A 17,266-nucleotide genomic window follows, 5' to 3' on the forward strand; every position below is an offset into this window, starting at 1 on the left:
TTAATTGACCTGATTGTAAATTCACTTGTTCAAAAATTAAACAAAATCATTATTAAATTTAAGATCAGGAGTAATTTGGGGTTCTCATCGGAATTTTTATTGGTTAATAAGATTAGTTTTTTATATTTGAGTAGTTGATTGGAACGAAAGGGTGCTCGACTCCTGTGGGATATGCGGGAAGGCTGAGACCCCGCAGGAACGAACGTGACGAGGAGGCTCAGGTCTCGCCCCGCGGAAAGCGAGCACCCTGTAGTGGAAATCAACATGATTCTACTTATTTAACTGACAACATCTTTTTTCTATAGCGTGTAGCATAGAGTCTGTATTAGGCTCTATGCTTTTTTTTAGTATATATATATAATTAGAGTTTTATAATAATGGGAAAAAATGTAAGATGAAATAGGAGTGGTTTTACACTATAATGAATATTAACAATATTAAAATAATATTTAAGGAAAATACCTATGAAAATTGGAAAAATTATTAATTACCATCGAAAAAAACAACAGATGACACAAGAACAACTATGTGATGGAATTTGTTCAATTTCTCATTTAAGTAAGATAGAGAACAACTCAAAAGAGGTTAATATCGAAACCTTAAACTTATTGTGTATGAAGCTAGGTATATCAATTGAAGATGAAAAAAATAAAGTTAGTCACATTAAAATAAAACTACAGGAGTTCTATGATGCAATTGAACGACTGCATCATAAAAAAGCAAATATACTCTATCTAGATCTCACGGAATATAAGGAGTTCGTCCAATATACAGAATTGCTTTATGTATATGAATTATACATGCTAAGGTATACTTTGTTTTTAAATCAGGTCGATTTGGCAGAGAAATTAATTGAAAAAATGGGTCAAAATACGAAGATGTTTTCTGAGTTTGAACTATTTGTTTGGAATGTATTAAATGCAATTTTTAATCATAAAAGGAACAATTTTATTAAATCTTTAGACTTACTGGAAGAGGTAAAAGATTTAAGAAAACAGTATCGTGACGACATTACTGAATATTATTATTTAAAATCCTTAATGCATTGTAGATTAGGACAATCTGCATTAGCAATCTATTTCGGTAATAAAGCTCTTGAAGTTTTCAAAAAAAGAAATAATATTATTAGAATGTTAGATGTGAAAACTATTTTATCAATCCATTTAACTGAAACAGGTGAATATGAAAGAGCAGAAAATTTATTAAAAGAAATACTAGATGATGCAGAATTAATTCAAAACACAACAATTGAAGAAATGGCTTGGCATAATTTAGGTTTTTTATATGGGACACAAAATTTTTCAGAAAAAGCGTTGGAGTGTTATTATAAATCACTTGCGTTAATAGAGAAATATACTGAGAGTTATTACCTTACAATAGGTAATATTGCTACTCATTTGCTAAAGCTACAAAAAAATGAACAAGTTGTGAATATGTTAGAACAAGAACTAGGGTCATTCGAAGATACAACAAGAATAGAATATGTGAAATTACGAGTATTATATTTTGAAGCAAAAAATGAAGAGAAGGCACTAATCCTGTATTTAGTGGCAGACGGCTTACCAATTATGGAGAAACATGGTAATCGAATGAAGGTTTATGAATACAGTGAACGAATTGCTGAATATTACCAAAGACAAGGCGACACACTTTTAGCTAATAAGTATTTACAAATCAGTTTACATCAAATGAAGAAGACACATAATACAGGAGTTCTCAGATGAAAAAGAAGATTAAACTTATCGCTCTTTCCTTAGTTATTACTGTTCTGGTGAGTGTAGGAATAAATACGATTCAAAGTCATCATTCGCCAAACAATGAAATTTACGCATCAAATAAGCAGGAAGATGATCCAAAACCTCCAGGAAGTTGATGCTGGTATAAACAAGAAACACAAGGTTAATTCATTTTCCTTGTGTTTTTGTTTTAATTTCAATTTAACCGAGTTCAAAAATTGAGGATCTTTAACCAAAGAAGGGATATCTCTAAAAAACGAGATATCCCTTTTTTATTTACAAACTTACTGGCTTACTAGTATCTTGCTGTCTACGCTGTTTTCTAGACTTTCTAAAATAAAGTAACTCATAAATAACAGGGATGACAATTAGTGTTAATAATGTTGAAACAGTTAGTCCGCCTATTACTACAACTGCAAGGCTTTGAGATACAAGGCTACCAGTTTCGGCTTTTTTGAATAATAATGGTAGCATTGCGCAAATTGTAGCAACAGCCGTCATAAGAATTGGTCGAATACGAGTTACTGCAGCATCGATAATTGCTTCACGAAGAATCATTTGTTTTTCCTTTTGTTTTACTCGATCTAGTAATACGATTGCGTTTGTCACGACAATTCCGATAAGCATCAGTGCTCCTAATAGTGCTGTTGGTTCAACGGATATACGACTTATAATTAATCCAAGCACAGCTCCAATCGCCGCTAAAGGTAGAGAACATAGTATAGCAATTGGTGCACGGAATGTTTTAAATGTAATAATCATGATTAGGAAAACTAATCCGATTGAGACAAGCATGATCATATATAGATCTGAGAAATCTTGTGATTGTTGAGCAAGAGCCCCACCAATGTATACATTTACACCATCAGCAATTTTCATGCCTTTTGATTTTTTATCTCCAAAAATAACTTTATTTAAATCTGCATTAATTTTTGAAAGCTTATCTGGCTTTACTTCGGCAGAAATACTTAAATACGGATCGCCATCTTTATGATATAGATTAGAAGACTTTTCTTCTACTTTTAGTGTAGCTACTGATGATACTGGAATCATTCCAGTTTTCGTCATAATCGGTACTGATTTTATATCCTCAGGAGTTTTAGGTTCTAATATTGGTTCAAGATAAACATCAGTCGGTTGTTGATCAATTGTAACTGTACCAAGTGGAGTTCGATTCAACATAACAAATAATTGTTGTGATAGTTGCTCTGCATTACCTTTGGAAGGGTCAACCTCTAAAGAATAAACAGTTTTTTTATCTTCCTCATTTGTAGTTACCTTTTTAACTCCATCAATATTTTTAATCTTATTTTTAATTTCGCCTGCGGTATTCTCTAAATCATTTAAATTATTTCCGACCACATCGATCGTAATTTGGGTTTTAGAACCTCCAAATAAACTAGATGCCATCGTAGTTAATTCTGCATCTGCATAGTTAGACTTTTGCGTGTTGATTTTTTTTACGACTTGGTCAGTAAGTTTTTTATCGTCTAATGTAATTAAATAGATTGCTTGAGTAGAAGAGCGGACATCTCCATATTTTGCAGCATCAGCTGTACTACCTAATTGAGTGTAAACTCCTTTTATCCCTTTTTGTTCAAGAATATACTTTTCTAGTTTAAGAGTGTTTTCTTTTACTTTTTCGACTGGTGTATCACTCGGATACGTTAAAGTTGTTTGAACAAAATCTGATGAAGAATTATCTGTTGCCCCTTTTGGCATAGCGAAATAAGTACCAATTGAGCCGACAAATAATAATAATGAAACGACAACAATTACCCATTTATGATTCAATGACCAAGTAAGAACTTTTTTATATCGTAATGAAGGATTATGTGCTTTTAATTTAGCATTTTTAAGGAAGAATGCACTTAATAATGGAACGACCGTCAATGCAACAAATAATGAAGCTAATAAAGAGTAAGTAATGGTTAAAGCAAAAGGAAGCATAAAATCTTTAAGCCCCGTGCTAATAATTCCTATTGGTAGAAATACAGCAACAGTCGTTAAAGTTGAGGCTGTGATTGCACTTCCGACTTCTTTCGTAGCATCAATAATCATTTGAACAGAAAATTTCTCTGATTGAGTTTTTCTAAAAATATTCTCAATAACGACAATACTATCATCAACTAATCGTCCAACTGCTACAGCTACTCCACCGAGTGTTAAAACATTCAGTGTAATACCAGACTCTGCAAGTAAAAATAATGTTAAACATAGCGATAGCGGAATTGAAACAATGGTAATTAGTGTTGAACGTACATTTCTTAAGAATAGCATGATGACAATCGTAGCAAATAATGCACCAAGTAAAACTTCCTTAATCATTGCATGTACAGAAGTTTTAACCATATCCGATGTTGCGACCATGACATCTGAATTCATATTTTTATATTTCTTATTTAAGTGTTTAGTAGCTTCTCTTACATCCTTTGTAATACTAACAGCATTAGAATTACTATCCTTTGTGACGATTAATAATAACCCGTCTTTTCCGTTGATTCTTGTTAGATTGTTTGCTGGCTTTTTCACTTCAACAGTTGCAATATCAGCTAATTTAACATGATCAGCGACCATAAGACTCTTTACTTTGTCTATATTATCTAAATTCCCAACAACTTTTATATTACTAGTTTTATCATTTATAATACCTTCGCCAACTGAAACTGCAGAATTTTGGCCTCGAATAATACCCATGACTGTTTCTAGTGATACTTTATTCTGCGTGAGCTTCGCATTATCGATTTTTACAGAAACAAAAGATTTTTCTGTACCATATGTTTGAACGTCAGCTACGCCTTTTATGTCTTTGAAATATGGAATAACTTTTTTGTTTGCAAAATCAATATTATTTGGACTTAATCCATCCTCGAAAGTGATTGCAACATCTGCGATAGGGATCATGGAAGTGTTTAATTGTACAATTGTAGGTTTACTAACATTTTGAGGTAGAGTGATTTTATTTAAAGATTCTTGGACTTCTTGTTTAGCATCCTTCATATTTGTTCCTGATTCATAATATACATCAATTTTTGAAAAACCATTGCTTGTGCTCGAATAAATATGACTTTTACCTTTCACACCAGAGACGGCATTTTCGATCGGAGTAGTTACTTGATCCTCCATTGTTTTCGAATCAGTACCTTGGCCCATAACAATGACAGAAACAATTGGTTGGTCTGCAGCAGGTAGGAATTCCATCGGAAGCTTTTTGTAACTTAGTACTCCAATTAATAAAATGAGAACTGATAAAAAGGTAATGGCGGCTTTATTATTAAAGGCCCATTTTGTAAACCACGACATTCAAGTTATCCCCCTTTATGGTAAAAATATCCAGTAACACACAAGTTGAATCGTAACACAGTAATCTTGAAAATAAAACACATTTTATTTAGAATTTACAAAATATTTAAAAGCACAATTCGACATTTAAACAGGTAAATGAATTAGTACATACTTTATTAAAGTATGAGACTATTGGTCTTTTATACTTGTTTAATGAATTCAGTTTTCCGATATTTTTGTTGGTTAGTTGGAAAATTCTGAAATGATAGCACACTTAAAACACATGTGGTAAGGTATTAACATCTAACGACTAGATTAATCAATAGAATTCGAGGTGCTGTATTTTGATTAAACGTTTTTTTAGTTATTATCGCCCGCACAAAAAGCTATTTTATATAGACTTTTTTTGTGCAATATTAGTTGGATTAATGGAGCTGGGATTTCCTCTAGCAGTGTCTTGGTTTATTGATAAACTGCTGCCTGAAGGGAATTGGAGTAAAATTATCTCAATTAGTATTGGACTTTTAGTACTTTACTTAGTAAGTTCTGGTATGCAATTTGTAGTAAATTATTGGGGCCATAAACTTGGTATTAATATTGAAACTGATATGCGTCGTGAGTTATTTAATCATGTTCAACGTCAATCTTTTCGTTTCTTTGATAATACGAAGACTGGTCATATAATGAGCCGTATTACAAATGATTTAATGGATATTGGTGAATTAGCGCACCATGGTCCAGAGGATTTATTTATTGCAATTATGACCTTCATCGGTGCATTTTGGATTATGCTAGCAATTAATGTGAAGCTTGCATTAGTAGCAATCATAATCGTTCCATTTTTAGTATGGTTGATTTCCTACTCAAACATGAAAATGAATAAATCATGGAGTAAAATGTATGGAAATATTGCGAATGTAAATTCACAAGTTGAAGATAGTGTTTCAGGCGTGAGGGTAGTTCAATCTTTTACGAATGAACAATATGAAATGAAACGATTTAATAAAAATAACCAATACTTCCGTAAAACGAAACTAAAAGCTTATAAAGTTATGAGTGTGAATTTACTAGGAATCTATGTATCTACTCGATTAATGACACTTGTTATTCTAGTTTTTGGAGCTTGGTTAAGTTTTACGAAAATTTTATCGTATGGAGAATTAGTAGCGTTTATTTTATATTTAAACATTTTATTTAAACCGATTGATAAGATTAGTGCTTTACTTGAATTATATCCAAAGGGTATGGCAGGCTTTAAACGTTTTACTGAATTGATTGATAACGAGCCAGACATTGTAAATACTCCTGATGCAATTGAAGTAATTAATCTAAGAGGGGATATTAAGTTCAAAAATGTTTCTTTTGGTTACGAAAACAAACGTAGAATCTTAAATGATCTTTCCTTCTCTATTGAGGCCGGTAAAACAATTGCTTTTGTAGGACCTTCAGGAGCAGGGAAAACAACAATCTGCTCATTAATTCCAAGATTTTATGATGTTTTAGACGGTGCGATCACAATTGATGGAATTGATATTCGAAACATGACGAAAGAATCGTTGCGATCAAATATTGGAATCGTACAACAGGATGTCTTTTTATTTACAGGTACATTAAAAGAAAATATAGCTTACGGTAAGTTAAATGCAACCGATGAAGAAATAGAAGAAGCAGCTAGAAAAGCCCACTTAACTGATTTAATTGCTTCATTGCCTGATGGTTATGAAACTCAAATTGGTGAAAGAGGATTAAAGCTTTCTGGAGGACAAAAACAACGATTAGCAATTGCTAGAATGTTTTTGAAAAATCCACCAATCCTAATATTAGATGAGGCTACCTCAGCATTAGATACAGAGACAGAAGCAATTATTCAAGAGGCATTGAATGATTTATCAAAAGATCGAACAACATTAGTCATTGCCCATCGATTAGGTACAATTAAAAAAGCAGATCGTATTTTAGTCATTACTGAAGAAGGAATTGCTGAAGATGGTACGCATACAGAACTACTATCACAGGAAGATGGGATATTTGCTAGACTTCATGCTCATCAAATTTAACCTAAAAAACATTTTTTAAGAAGGTGTTTTGTATTGATTGAAAATTTTACTGGTAAGGCAGATCTATATTCGAAGTTTCGCCCAAGTTATCCTAAAGAATATATCAATTATTTACTCTCAGAAAATCATTTAAATGAGGGGAGTGTTATTGCAGACATTGGTTCAGGTACGGGTATTTTAACTAGGCTTTTACTTGAAAAAAAGTTAACTGTTTTAGCAATTGAACCAAATAATGATATGCGAGGAATCGCAGAGAAGGCCTTGAAGGAATACGATCAATATAAGTCAATTAATGCAAGAGCTGAAAATACATCTTTAAAAAATAATAGCGTTGATTTAATAACAGTAGCGCAAGCATTTCATTGGTTTGATAAAGAAAATTTCCGTTTAGAATGCAAACGGATCCTAAAAGAGAATGCAAAAGTATCTCTAGTTTGGAATAGTAAAGATTTATTAAGTCCATTAATGACTGAATTGCAGGAGATTTGCAAAGCAACTTGTCCTAAGTTTAATGGGTTTAGTGGTGGAATAGAAGAGCCCCCAAATGTTACTAACCAATTTTTTAAAAACGGGAACTATGAAACGCTGGTTTATAGAAATGATTTGGAAATGGATTTAGAAGGATTTTTAGGTAGAAACTTATCTTCTTCTTTTTCTCCATTAAATGGGGAAAAAGAATTTGAACCATATCGAACTGCACTTACAAATTTATTTAATAAGTACAGTTTAAATGGCAAAATCATTTATCCTTATATTACAAAAAGTTATTTAGGTTTTGTGTAGATATGGCAATATAAGTAGAAAGAGCATCTTAATCGATGCTCTTTTATTATTGAAAAAATAACATTATTTTCCTACATAGATAATTTTAGTTCCGTTTACGTGTTGATCCATTTCGTACGTCTTAGTGGACTTTGGATAATTAACTTGTATTTTCTTATTATTTATCCAATCTATTTTAAATAAATCGTCTGAAACAAATGTATTTCCTGAATTATTCGTTAACTTCTGATCTGAATCCATTATAGATAGATGATACGAATATCCAGTTGTAGCACCACAATTTCTTTCGAAAATATAAGCTACCTTATCGCCTTTAGGAGAAACTTCTTTATGGGTAATTTCATTTCCGCACATATCTCCAAATAAATAATCTAAAGTATAATAACCAGCTAAACAGATAGCTGTTATAATCCCTACAATGATTGAAAATATTTTTATAATCTTTATCAATTTGTTTTTCATTATTTTCTCCGTCTTAACGTCTAAAAGTTATCCCGTATAATCTTATATCATTACTTTTTTATGAAAGTACTAAGTCCCATCTTTCCTCAATTAACTCAGATCCAGTCCATTCAAAGTTAGGTTTTTCTTCAGTTAAAGTAAAATTATATTTTTTATATAGATGACGTGCGGTCTCTAATGTGCTTACAGTCCATAAAAATACATGTTCGAATTGATTTTCCTTACAGAAGTTGAGTGCTGTTTCGATTAGCTTTTTACCGATACCTAATCCTTGGGATTTTTCATCTAATACAAACCATCTAAGTTGTGCTACTGACTCATTTGTCTTTGTAATAGCAATTGATCCGACGATTTCTCCATTTACTTCAGCGACCCAAAGTTCGCCTCCATTAGGATTCAATAAAAATTCGCTTAATCCTTTCATTACATAATATTCAAATACACGTCCAAATTGGTAGGTTGTACTATAAATCTTTCCATGAATATAAGCGACATACCCAACATCGCCAGGTTTAAATGGTCGAATCAAAATTTCAGGATTAGGTGTCTGATTTAAAGAGAAAATGGATTCAATTGTTTCCATTGATTTAACTAGCTCTTTTACTTCAGGAGTAGAAAGGCTTTGAATCATACTTTCTACTCCAATGTTCGCATCATTAACTAATTTATTGTAGATTTCGTTTCCATTTGCTGTTAAATGAAGTGTATATTGACGTTTATCTTCAGGTGATTGGATTTTTGAAATGATGTTTTCATCATCGAATCGTTGAATAATGCGACTTAAATAACCACGGTCAATGCCGAGTTTTTCGATAATATCTGTGGCAGTACATCCGTGGTTCTCGTTGATTTCCGTTATGATTCTAGCTTCGGTTAATGGAAAAGGGTGATTATAGATTTCTTGATCAATTTTTCCCAATACATTAGCATAATGTCTGTTAAATTTGCGTATTTTTTCAACATAATTCATATTTTTCTCACCTTTAATATTCTGAAATTTTAGATTACTAATAATATAAACTAATAAAGTTGACTAAGTCAACTATCTTGAAGGTGATAAAGGTGTGAATGGTGAAAATTGTACTAGAATATTCAAAAATTTGGATAAGGAATTTATAAAAAAGGGAATATAATTAAAAAGTGGTTAAAAATAAGTTAAAAGTAAATTAAATAGGGGGAAAACATGGAACCAACTTTGTTATTAGAGTACGGTTGGGTATTAATAATTCTAATTTTATTAGAGGGGTTATTATCGGCCGATAATGCACTAGTACTTGCTGTTATGGCAAAACATTTACCAGAGGAACAACAAAAGAAAGCGATCAATATTGGTTTACTTTTAGCTTTTATTTTTCGAATCGGTGCCATCTTTATTATTTCATTTCTTTTTAATGTATGGCAGGTTCAAGCAATCGGAGCGGCGTATTTAATTTTCATAGCATTAAAGCATTTATTTAAAAAGCATGATGATGATAAAGGAAAAAAGGAAAAAAGCTTTGGGATGACAGTTGCTCAAATATCATTAGCAGATATTGCATTTGCGATCGATTCTATTTTAGCAGCAGTAGCGCTAGTCATTGATCTACCTAATACAAAAATGGGTAATATAGGTGGCATGGATGGTTCTAAATTTATTGTCATTGTTATTGGAGCAATTGCCGGTTTAATTGTTATTCGCTTTGCGGCAGGTATTTTTGTTAAATTGTTGACAACACGTCCAAGTTTAGAAACAGCAGCTATGCTTTTAGTTGGATGGGTAGGGGTTAAACTACTAATGCATACTTTGGCACATCCATCTCTACACATTATTTCACATCATTTCGTTGAAGGACCAATCTGGAATACGATTTTCTGGTCAGTCATGCTATTAATCGCTTTAGGTGGTTGGTTTCTCTCTAAAAAGAAATCAACAGATACTAACGTAGAATAAATGATAAATAATAAAAAATCGCTTAGGTTTGTAGCACTAAGCGATTTTTTAGTTTTCGCTACTTAACCAACATAATAAAATCATGCAGTTTATCTAGCGACATAATATTTTGATTGCATACTTGGCTATCCTTGCAAATGTAATTTCCTCTTTGTGTAAAAGTACCTTCAATTTTTCCCTTTGTTTTTGTCATGAATAATCCTAAGTCACCGTATTTATTACATATTGTGCAGTTGCCTCTTTTTTTCATAGGATTAAAGGTACCTTGTAAACCAATTAGTTTGTCATTTAAATATGTGACAATAAACTTAGAATTCGAGCCTAAGTCATCCCATCCGATATATGTTGTCTCAACTAAATCAATATTTTGTAATAAGGGAAGCTTTAATTTTTTTGCTTTTGGAAATAGCTTTTTGATGGATTGTTCTGATACTTCTTTAAAAGGAATTATATAAGGCTTTAGTTGGTTCAGTAAAACATCTGCTTGATCAGAATTTTTAATTGTGCTAATTGGATTGAAGAGTAGATGTTGCTCTTCAGTTAGTTCAGGAAATAAACTTAGAATTCTATCATTAACTAGTGAATGTAAAGCATTTAAAACAGTTTTATCATTTACTGTAGAATGTCCATTTGTTAAGACTTGAAGTTGATGTTTAATAAAATTATATTGTTCTGTTCTAATAAAAGGTTTCATTTATATCACTCCTAATTTGAGAGGAAAGTTCGATTTATAACTTAACATCTTTAATTTACATCAAAAAAGCGAATTTATATATGTTGAGTTTATCTAATAAACAAAGTTGCCATAAAAAAATATTGATTCAGTGTTTTGTCAGAGTGTTGAAATATAAAATGGTCAATAGGGAAAAATGACATTAATGAACATTTATTTAATGATGAAATTAATCATTTTTTGGATGATCTATTAATGGTTTTATATGTTAATATTTTCGAACAATTTCATGAATCCAATAACAAATGTAATGATTTTTTTCAGAAGTTAAAAATATTATGAGCTAATTTTTTAGAAAAACAGATTCAATTTAATAGTTTAATTAATGTTCGATATTAATTGACCTACAAGCTGATTAATAATTAATATACAACATTTAGGCTACTCTAAGTAAAGGCTATTTGATTAGGATTTATTGTAAACTTTTTTTGATGAACAAGTTGATTGGAACGGAGGGGTGCTCGACTCCTATGGGATTAGCGGGAAGGCTGAGACCCCGCAGGCTTGCCGAGGAGGCTAAAGAATCTCGCCCCATGGAAAGCGAGCATCCTGTAGTGGAAATCAACATCACTCTACTCCTTTTACGAAAATTTGGTAATTTAATTGATAAGGTTGTTTTCAACAGCATGAAAAAAACACTGATATTAATCAGTGTTTTTTGATTTATTTAGTATATACAATTTTTTTTATCGTTTCGATTGAGAGAAAATATTCTTTCGCTAGTTGCTCAATTGATTGACCGTTTTTAAATGCTTCTTTAATTGCTTTATTTCGATTATCAATTAGCTTTCTTGTTCCTGAACGTGAGCCCCATTTTTTGTGGACTTTTTCAGTTTTTGGAATATAAAGTGTTTCTCCCTGTACGTATTTTTGTATTTCCAATAATAACTTTTCAGGTAAAATAGCAGTCGCTTTTATATATGCCATCTTTGCCAGCCCCTTATTCTTATTTAGTAAATAAGGTGCAAAGCCGTTGAATCAGAACTGCTTACTTGGGCGATTAGTAAAACCTGCCCATGCAAAGTATCGCCTTTCTAAATCTAGGCTTTGCATGGGATGTTGATTTATCTGACAAACTAACAGTACTTGTCATAATAGATCACCTCCTAAAGAAATCATGAAAACTTTTTACTTATTATAAATTATATCTGTTCAGATTGCATTTGTTACTTATAAATAATATGAAAAAGGAATAGAAAGCCTTTTAGATGGGTTGCTCCTATTCCTTTTCATTATTTATTTAACTGAAATAATATGTGTTTAATAATCTCACTGGATGAACTTGATAGTCCATGTTCACGCGAATAAATAGCCCATATATCCTGATAGATGTAATTAGTTTCATCAGTATATGTAATCGGTATTACTTTGAGTTCATCATTACGAAATGTAGGGTAGTTTTTTACTGTAAACTCATGAATAAATGAAAAACCAGCACTTTCCTTAACGACGTTTAATAGTAGTCTAGGGTTATTTGTAGTTAAGATAACATGATTCGTAATACATTTTGAAAACTTTTTTACTATGCCATTTTTTGTATTTTTTAATATTACTATTTTCTCATTATTTAAATCTGCAGGTGTTACATATTCATAATTGAATAATTTTGAATTCTTTCCAACTACTATACCTACTCTAGCTCTACTGATTAACTTTTTACCCAATTTTGGATATTTATCTAATTCTTCTTTCTCTATTGGTAGAAAACCAACATCATAACGATCTGGATTAAAACTTTTTAGTAACTGCTCTTGAAGCATTTCCTCAACGTCAATGGAGATTTGAGGATTTTCTAAATTGAAGTTTGTTACTGCTTCTTGAAAAATATCAAAAAATGCTGTTGCTGCAGCGATTTTTAACTGTTTTTCTTTTTTTATATTTAAGTTAAAAAGTTCCTCATTTAATTGCTTAATATTCGATAATATATTTATTGCTTTCATTATTACAATATTTCCCTCAGGAGTAGGAGTAGTTCCTATCCTTGAACGATTAAATATTGTTATATTTAACTCTCTTTCTAGTTGTGAAATAGATTGGCTTATAGCTGATGTAGAGATATATAACTTTTCGGCAGCTTTAGATATTGATTTTTCACTTGCTACATAAACAATATACTCTAATTGTTCGAAATTCATAGTAATCTCCTAATAATAAAAAATTCTAAAACATGTAGTAATTTAAGAACATAAAAACTTAAAAGATAGTGGACATCGTTGATTAAAATTTAGTAATTTCATTAATTTTGAGGAGCTAATAAAATTATATTGTGGATATGGTATGAAGAAACACTTAAGATAAGAAAACAGTTTAATGATACACCTTTTTTACTGGAAAATCTTGTACATAGGTAAATTTATATTATTAAAATAATTCTTGAATTTTGTTCGTAATCTCTTTTTACTAAAGAAGCAAGAAGTTGAAACGTTGCAAAGTAAAATATTTCCTTGGGAAAATTATAGTAATAAAAAAATATCTGTACATAGATATCATAATATAAGACCGTAAGTTTTTGAATCCTTTATTTTAACGATTTAGTTTAAATTTTAATAAAAATAATCTTATGTTTAAGAAGTACTTAACTTTAATTTCAAAAATATTTAATTTATTTAATCAATTCAAATATGTACAATACAAATGTTGCTATAAAAAATTTGCAAATTGGAGGTGGCAGTAATGTTAGCAAAATTAGTTCCAAATCATCCAAGAAATAATAATACTGTTATTTTTGTTGAAAATTCGCTTTTCGTTGCGGGTATTCGTACAATATTAGAATTTAATCGAATAAATGCTATTAAAATTAATTTAGAAGATAGTTTTTCGTTGCAGGAAGTAAGTAATTCAATTCTTATAACTCAAGTTTCGGGAGAAGAAATGGTAAGGCATGCAAGAAGTATTATGTTACATGATGATTCTTCGAAAATTATTACCATTAAAAACTCTTTAGACTTTTATGAAATAGATCGTTTATTGAATGTAGGAGTAAAAGGTATTTGTTTAACAGATGTTGACGAGGCATATTTAGTGAATACTGTTAAGCTAGTGCAGGGTGGACAATTCATGGTAGACAATCGCTTTACGAATGAATTGATAAAAGAGTACAAGTTTCTTAAGGATAATTCAATCCATTTTATGCCGCCCAATGATTCATATATAAAAGAACTACTTACAAATAGAGAATACGAAATACTTCACCTTTTAGTAAAGGGCTTTTCAAATATCCAAATTGGTAAGGAATTATTTATTTCGAATAAAACAGTCAAAAACCACGTCGCCAATATTTTGATGAAATTAGACGTACCAGATCGCTTAAATGCAGTCATTAAAGTAATTAAAAATAACTGGATTTCAATAAAACAATAATTTCATTAAAGTAAAAGAGCACTCTATTAAACACACCATATTACGTGTTTAATAGAGTGCTTTAATTTTCAAAAAATTAATTATTAATGGATGAAGATTCTTCTAATTTTTTTAAGAAATACATTTCTTCTCTGTACATATGATCTGCCATTAAAGCGGAAAAGTTACTCAACATTTGGCTAGAAATATCTAATTCTTCGATTTCTTTTAGAAATATTTGAAATAGCTGAATTTCTAATTTTACGTCTTGGTTCATTCTTTTTAATGCAGGAAATGTACTTAGTTTAGTACGTAAATATCCGGTGAGTTCTACTGCTTTTAGATAAAAGTGTTCAAAATGCTTTGTGAATTCATGACTTTTCTTTCTTAGCATATTTTCTGTACCATCGAGATTCGTATAAATGGCATCTGCATGACCTGCCGCATCTAGCACCCATAATAAATGATGATGAAGTTCATTGAAGATAGGTGGGGTTTGATTTTGTTTTAAGTAAGATAGTACTAATAAATATTCTTCCAATTCATTAACCATATGGTTTAAAAATGTAGGTGTTAAGTAAATCGAAAAATTAGCGTCAGTTATATGTTTCGTTAGCAATGAAAGTTTAAAATCGCGCAATGCTAAAGCACTTTTTTCTGCTTGAATTGTAATTTCGTTCATATTTTCATTGTTATTTACCCTAGTAAATAAATTATTAAAAATTACGTAAAATGATTTTGCAATCTTAATTTCTTCCTCTTGCTTAGACGGTAATGCATCCAATATAAATTGAGAATGATCTCTTAACACATGTAACCAGAACGAATGCTCAAAATTGGCAGTTTGTACAAAATCCGGCATATAATCCCCCCTATAAACTCTACATGGTAATTATATTAATGAATGTCCTAAAATATTAAATTAAAAGCAGGAAGAGTTAGTAAAAGAATTAGGTAAATTGGAGTATCTTATGTTTGTTTTTTAAATTTTTATTGGTCTAAGAGGCGCTATAGTTTTCATTAAGAAAGGTTTATTTATCAATTAAATAGAATTAATAAATAGCAATTTAAAGAGGGAGAAAATTAATGAGAAAATATTTAAAAGGAAAAATGAGTATTTCTCGAATGGCTTTTGCGTGTGCCTTTTATGCAACTATAACTACAATATTTGAGGACTATTTTCATAATCGATATATTTTCGGTGTATTTGGTGGTTTAGTTACAATTTTCGGATTTATGCTCGCTATACTTATATTTAGGAATGACAACTAATCTATTAGACCTACCTCATAGTGTTTATAAAACACTTTCAAGCCAATATATGAAAAAAAAAGTGAAAACATTGCTCGATCAATGATTTCACTTTTTGTCTATTACTTATCAAGAGTTGTATCCCTCAATAGATTTAATACTGATCGGGCCATTAGTTTTACACCAATTTTTATTGTATCTTCATCAACCATAAATTTTGGATGATGCCATCCATACGTTATATCTTTTTCTTTATTTCCAGAGCCTAACCATATATAAGAACCAGGCACTTTTTGTTGATAGAATGAAAAATCTTCTCCGCCCATTGTCGATTCTGCAGTCACAATATTTTCTGCTCCGACTGTTGAGATTGCTGCTTCTCGTACTACCGAAGTAACTTTTGAATGGTTAAATACTGGTGGCAGTAATACTTGATAATCTATTTCTACTTCTCCTCCAAGTGAATGTACAAGATTTTGAACTAGTGTTTGAAAGTTTTCTTGAATTTGCTTTCGAATTGTTTCATTTGAAGTTCGCACTGTGCCTTTTAAAACTGCAAATTCAGGGATTACATTATTTGTATTCCCAGCTTGAAACGATCCAACTGTTATGACAGCAGAGTCTTTTGGAGAAATTGTTCTGCTAACTAGAGTTTGTAAAAGGTTGACGACTGCACTGCCTATTACGATCGGATCAATTGCTTTTTCAGGAAGTGCTGCGTGACCGCCTTTCCCTTTAATCTTAATTTCAAAATCATCTACACTTGCCATTAGGAAGCCTTCTTTAATTCCAATCGTACCAACTGGAAGATCCGGCATATTATGAAGTCCGATAATAGCTTTTACATCGTTAAGTAAGCCTTCAGCGATCATTTGCTCAGCGCCACCCTCAGACTCCTCAGCAGGTTGAAAAATCAATCGAACTGTACCAGGAATCAGGTGTTTTAATTCCTGTAAAATAAATCCAACTCCGAGTGTAATAGTTGTATGAACATCATGTCCACACATATGAGCGATTCCATCAATAACTGAACGAAATGGCAAATCAGATTCTTCTTGAATTGGAAGTGCGTCAATATCAGCTCGCAGGGCAACAATCGGCCCTGAATTGCCACTGATCTCGGCTGCAGTTCCTGTTTGACTATTCAACTGAATTTTTTTGATATTAGCTTTTTCTAATTGTTGATTGATAAAATTCGTTGTTTGAAATTCTTGATTACTTAATTCGGGATACATATGCAAATGTCTACGGATCTCTATTAGTCTCGTAGAATATTGATCTGCTAATTCATCTATTTGTGTTTCTAAATGCTTCATCTTAGATACTCCTTATTGTTAGGTAGAATTTATGTTTGATTATGTAAAGAATTGTATAATTATTCTGTTGTTCAATCAATACTTTTTTACTAGTTACTAATTTTTAGAAGATAATTATACCTATTTGTTAAAGTGATGAATGGGTTTTTGGTAATTAGTTTAATTTGGATTTTTCTTTAAGTATTATTTTTATGAGAGAGAGTGAAATGAGTAATAATGCATTATACGGAAGTTTATTATGCTAGATATGAAATGAGTCAGGGTAGATGTGTAGTTACTAAATCAGTCTGTAAAGATCTTTTTTTATTCGCTAATTTATAAAAAACATCTACAATTATTTTTTGAAAGATTCTAAATAAACTTTCACTCTTTTC

16 protein-coding genes are annotated in these 17,266 nt (G+C 31.0%); 8 read left to right on the plus strand and 8 right to left on the minus strand.

Annotation, left to right across the window (positions count from 1 at the left end; all coding sequences use genetic code 11):
- Positions 1-464: 464 nt before the first annotated feature.
- Positions 465-1,724: a helix-turn-helix domain-containing protein gene (locus BM319_RS13425; RefSeq protein WP_025569151.1), complete on the plus strand. Its 1,260-nt coding sequence runs from the start codon at positions 465-467 to the stop codon at positions 1,722-1,724.
- Entirely contained in the window at positions 1,721-1,873 is a 153-nt protein-coding gene (locus BM319_RS24740) for a hypothetical protein (RefSeq protein WP_175403534.1), read from the plus strand. Before BM319_RS13425 ends, BM319_RS24740 begins: the two co-directional genes overlap by 4 nt.
- A 139-nt stretch (positions 1,874-2,012) precedes the next feature.
- Here BM319_RS24740 and BM319_RS13430 read toward each other — a convergent pair whose 3' ends face one another.
- Entirely contained in the window at positions 2,013-5,039 is a 3,027-nt protein-coding gene (locus BM319_RS13430; protein WP_091023135.1) for an efflux RND transporter permease subunit, read from the minus strand.
- A gap of 326 nt (positions 5,040-5,365) precedes the next feature.
- Between BM319_RS13430 and BM319_RS13435 the strand changes: the two genes are divergently transcribed.
- Together BM319_RS13435 and BM319_RS13440 are read left to right on the plus strand one after the other, a co-directional pair.
- A complete protein-coding gene (locus BM319_RS13435; RefSeq protein WP_091023137.1) occupies positions 5,366-7,078 on the plus strand; it encodes an ABC transporter ATP-binding protein in 1,713 nt (570 codons plus the stop codon).
- Positions 7,079-7,111: 33 nt separating this feature from the next.
- Positions 7,112-7,861, plus strand: coding sequence for a class I SAM-dependent methyltransferase (locus BM319_RS13440; protein ID WP_091023139.1), 750 nt, complete (start codon positions 7,112-7,114; stop codon positions 7,859-7,861).
- A gap of 63 nt (positions 7,862-7,924) precedes the next feature.
- Here the strand turns inward: BM319_RS13440 and BM319_RS13445 are convergent, their stop codons facing one another.
- On the minus strand, positions 7,925-8,323 hold the full coding sequence (locus BM319_RS13445; RefSeq protein ID WP_069035308.1) for a DUF5412 family protein: 399 nt from the start codon (positions 8,321-8,323) through the stop codon (positions 7,925-7,927).
- Positions 8,324-8,381: 58 nt separating this feature from the next.
- Complete coding sequence (locus BM319_RS13450) at positions 8,382-9,293, minus strand: bifunctional helix-turn-helix transcriptional regulator/GNAT family N-acetyltransferase (protein WP_069035307.1); 912 nt, start codon at positions 9,291-9,293, stop codon at positions 8,382-8,384.
- A 213-nt stretch (positions 9,294-9,506) separates the two neighbouring features.
- Between BM319_RS13450 and BM319_RS13455 the strand changes: the two genes are divergently transcribed.
- Positions 9,507-10,253 carry a TerC family protein gene (locus BM319_RS13455; protein WP_091023141.1) on the plus strand — a complete coding sequence of 249 codons (747 nt, stop codon included), beginning with the start codon at positions 9,507-9,509 and terminating at the stop codon, positions 10,251-10,253.
- Between the two features lie 58 nt (positions 10,254-10,311).
- On the opposite strand, the gene BM319_RS13460 is transcribed toward BM319_RS13455, so the two are convergent.
- The gene (locus tag BM319_RS13460) at positions 10,312-10,947 is read right to left on the minus strand and encodes a FusB/FusC family EF-G-binding protein (RefSeq protein WP_069035305.1); all 636 of its coding nucleotides are present in this window, start codon (positions 10,945-10,947) and stop codon (positions 10,312-10,314) included.
- A gap of 509 nt (positions 10,948-11,456) precedes the next feature.
- On the opposite strand from BM319_RS13460, the gene BM319_RS13465 reads away from it, so the two are divergent.
- On the plus strand, positions 11,457-11,648 hold the full coding sequence (locus tag BM319_RS13465) for a hypothetical protein (protein WP_069035304.1): 192 nt from the start codon (positions 11,457-11,459) through the stop codon (positions 11,646-11,648).
- Position 11,649: 1 nt separating this feature from the next.
- On the opposite strand, the gene BM319_RS13470 is transcribed toward BM319_RS13465, so the two are convergent.
- Together BM319_RS13470 and BM319_RS13475 are read right to left on the minus strand one after the other, a co-directional pair.
- The gene (locus tag BM319_RS13470; RefSeq protein WP_069035303.1) at positions 11,650-11,913 is read right to left on the minus strand and encodes a CD3324 family protein; all 264 of its coding nucleotides are present in this window, start codon (positions 11,911-11,913) and stop codon (positions 11,650-11,652) included.
- Positions 11,914-12,218: 305 nt separating this feature from the next.
- Entirely contained in the window at positions 12,219-13,121 is a 903-nt protein-coding gene (locus BM319_RS13475) for a LysR family transcriptional regulator (RefSeq protein ID WP_069035302.1), read from the minus strand.
- A 538-nt stretch (positions 13,122-13,659) separates the two neighbouring features.
- Here BM319_RS13475 and BM319_RS13480 point away from each other — a divergent pair.
- Positions 13,660-14,346 carry a response regulator transcription factor gene (locus BM319_RS13480; RefSeq protein ID WP_069035301.1) on the plus strand — a complete coding sequence of 229 codons (687 nt, stop codon included), beginning with the start codon at positions 13,660-13,662 and terminating at the stop codon, positions 14,344-14,346.
- A 76-nt stretch (positions 14,347-14,422) separates the two neighbouring features.
- Here BM319_RS13480 and BM319_RS13485 read toward each other — a convergent pair whose 3' ends face one another.
- Positions 14,423-15,187: a DUF2935 domain-containing protein gene (locus BM319_RS13485; protein ID WP_091023143.1), complete on the minus strand. Its 765-nt coding sequence runs from the start codon at positions 15,185-15,187 to the stop codon at positions 14,423-14,425.
- Positions 15,188-15,411: 224 nt separating this feature from the next.
- Here BM319_RS13485 and BM319_RS13490 point away from each other — a divergent pair, with 224 nt between their 5' ends.
- Positions 15,412-15,597 carry a hypothetical protein gene (locus BM319_RS13490; RefSeq protein ID WP_091023146.1) on the plus strand — a complete coding sequence of 62 codons (186 nt, stop codon included), beginning with the start codon at positions 15,412-15,414 and terminating at the stop codon, positions 15,595-15,597.
- A 101-nt stretch (positions 15,598-15,698) separates the two neighbouring features.
- Here the strand turns inward: BM319_RS13490 and BM319_RS13495 are convergent, their stop codons facing one another.
- Positions 15,699-16,892: a M20 metallopeptidase family protein gene (locus BM319_RS13495; RefSeq protein ID WP_091023148.1), complete on the minus strand. Its 1,194-nt coding sequence runs from the start codon at positions 16,890-16,892 to the stop codon at positions 15,699-15,701.
- Positions 16,893-17,266 lie beyond the last annotated feature (374 nt).

This window comes from Bacillus sp. UNCCL81, assembly GCF_900112535.1.
Lineage (GTDB): Bacteria > Bacillota > Bacilli > Bacillales > Bacillaceae_G > Gottfriedia > Gottfriedia luciferensis_B.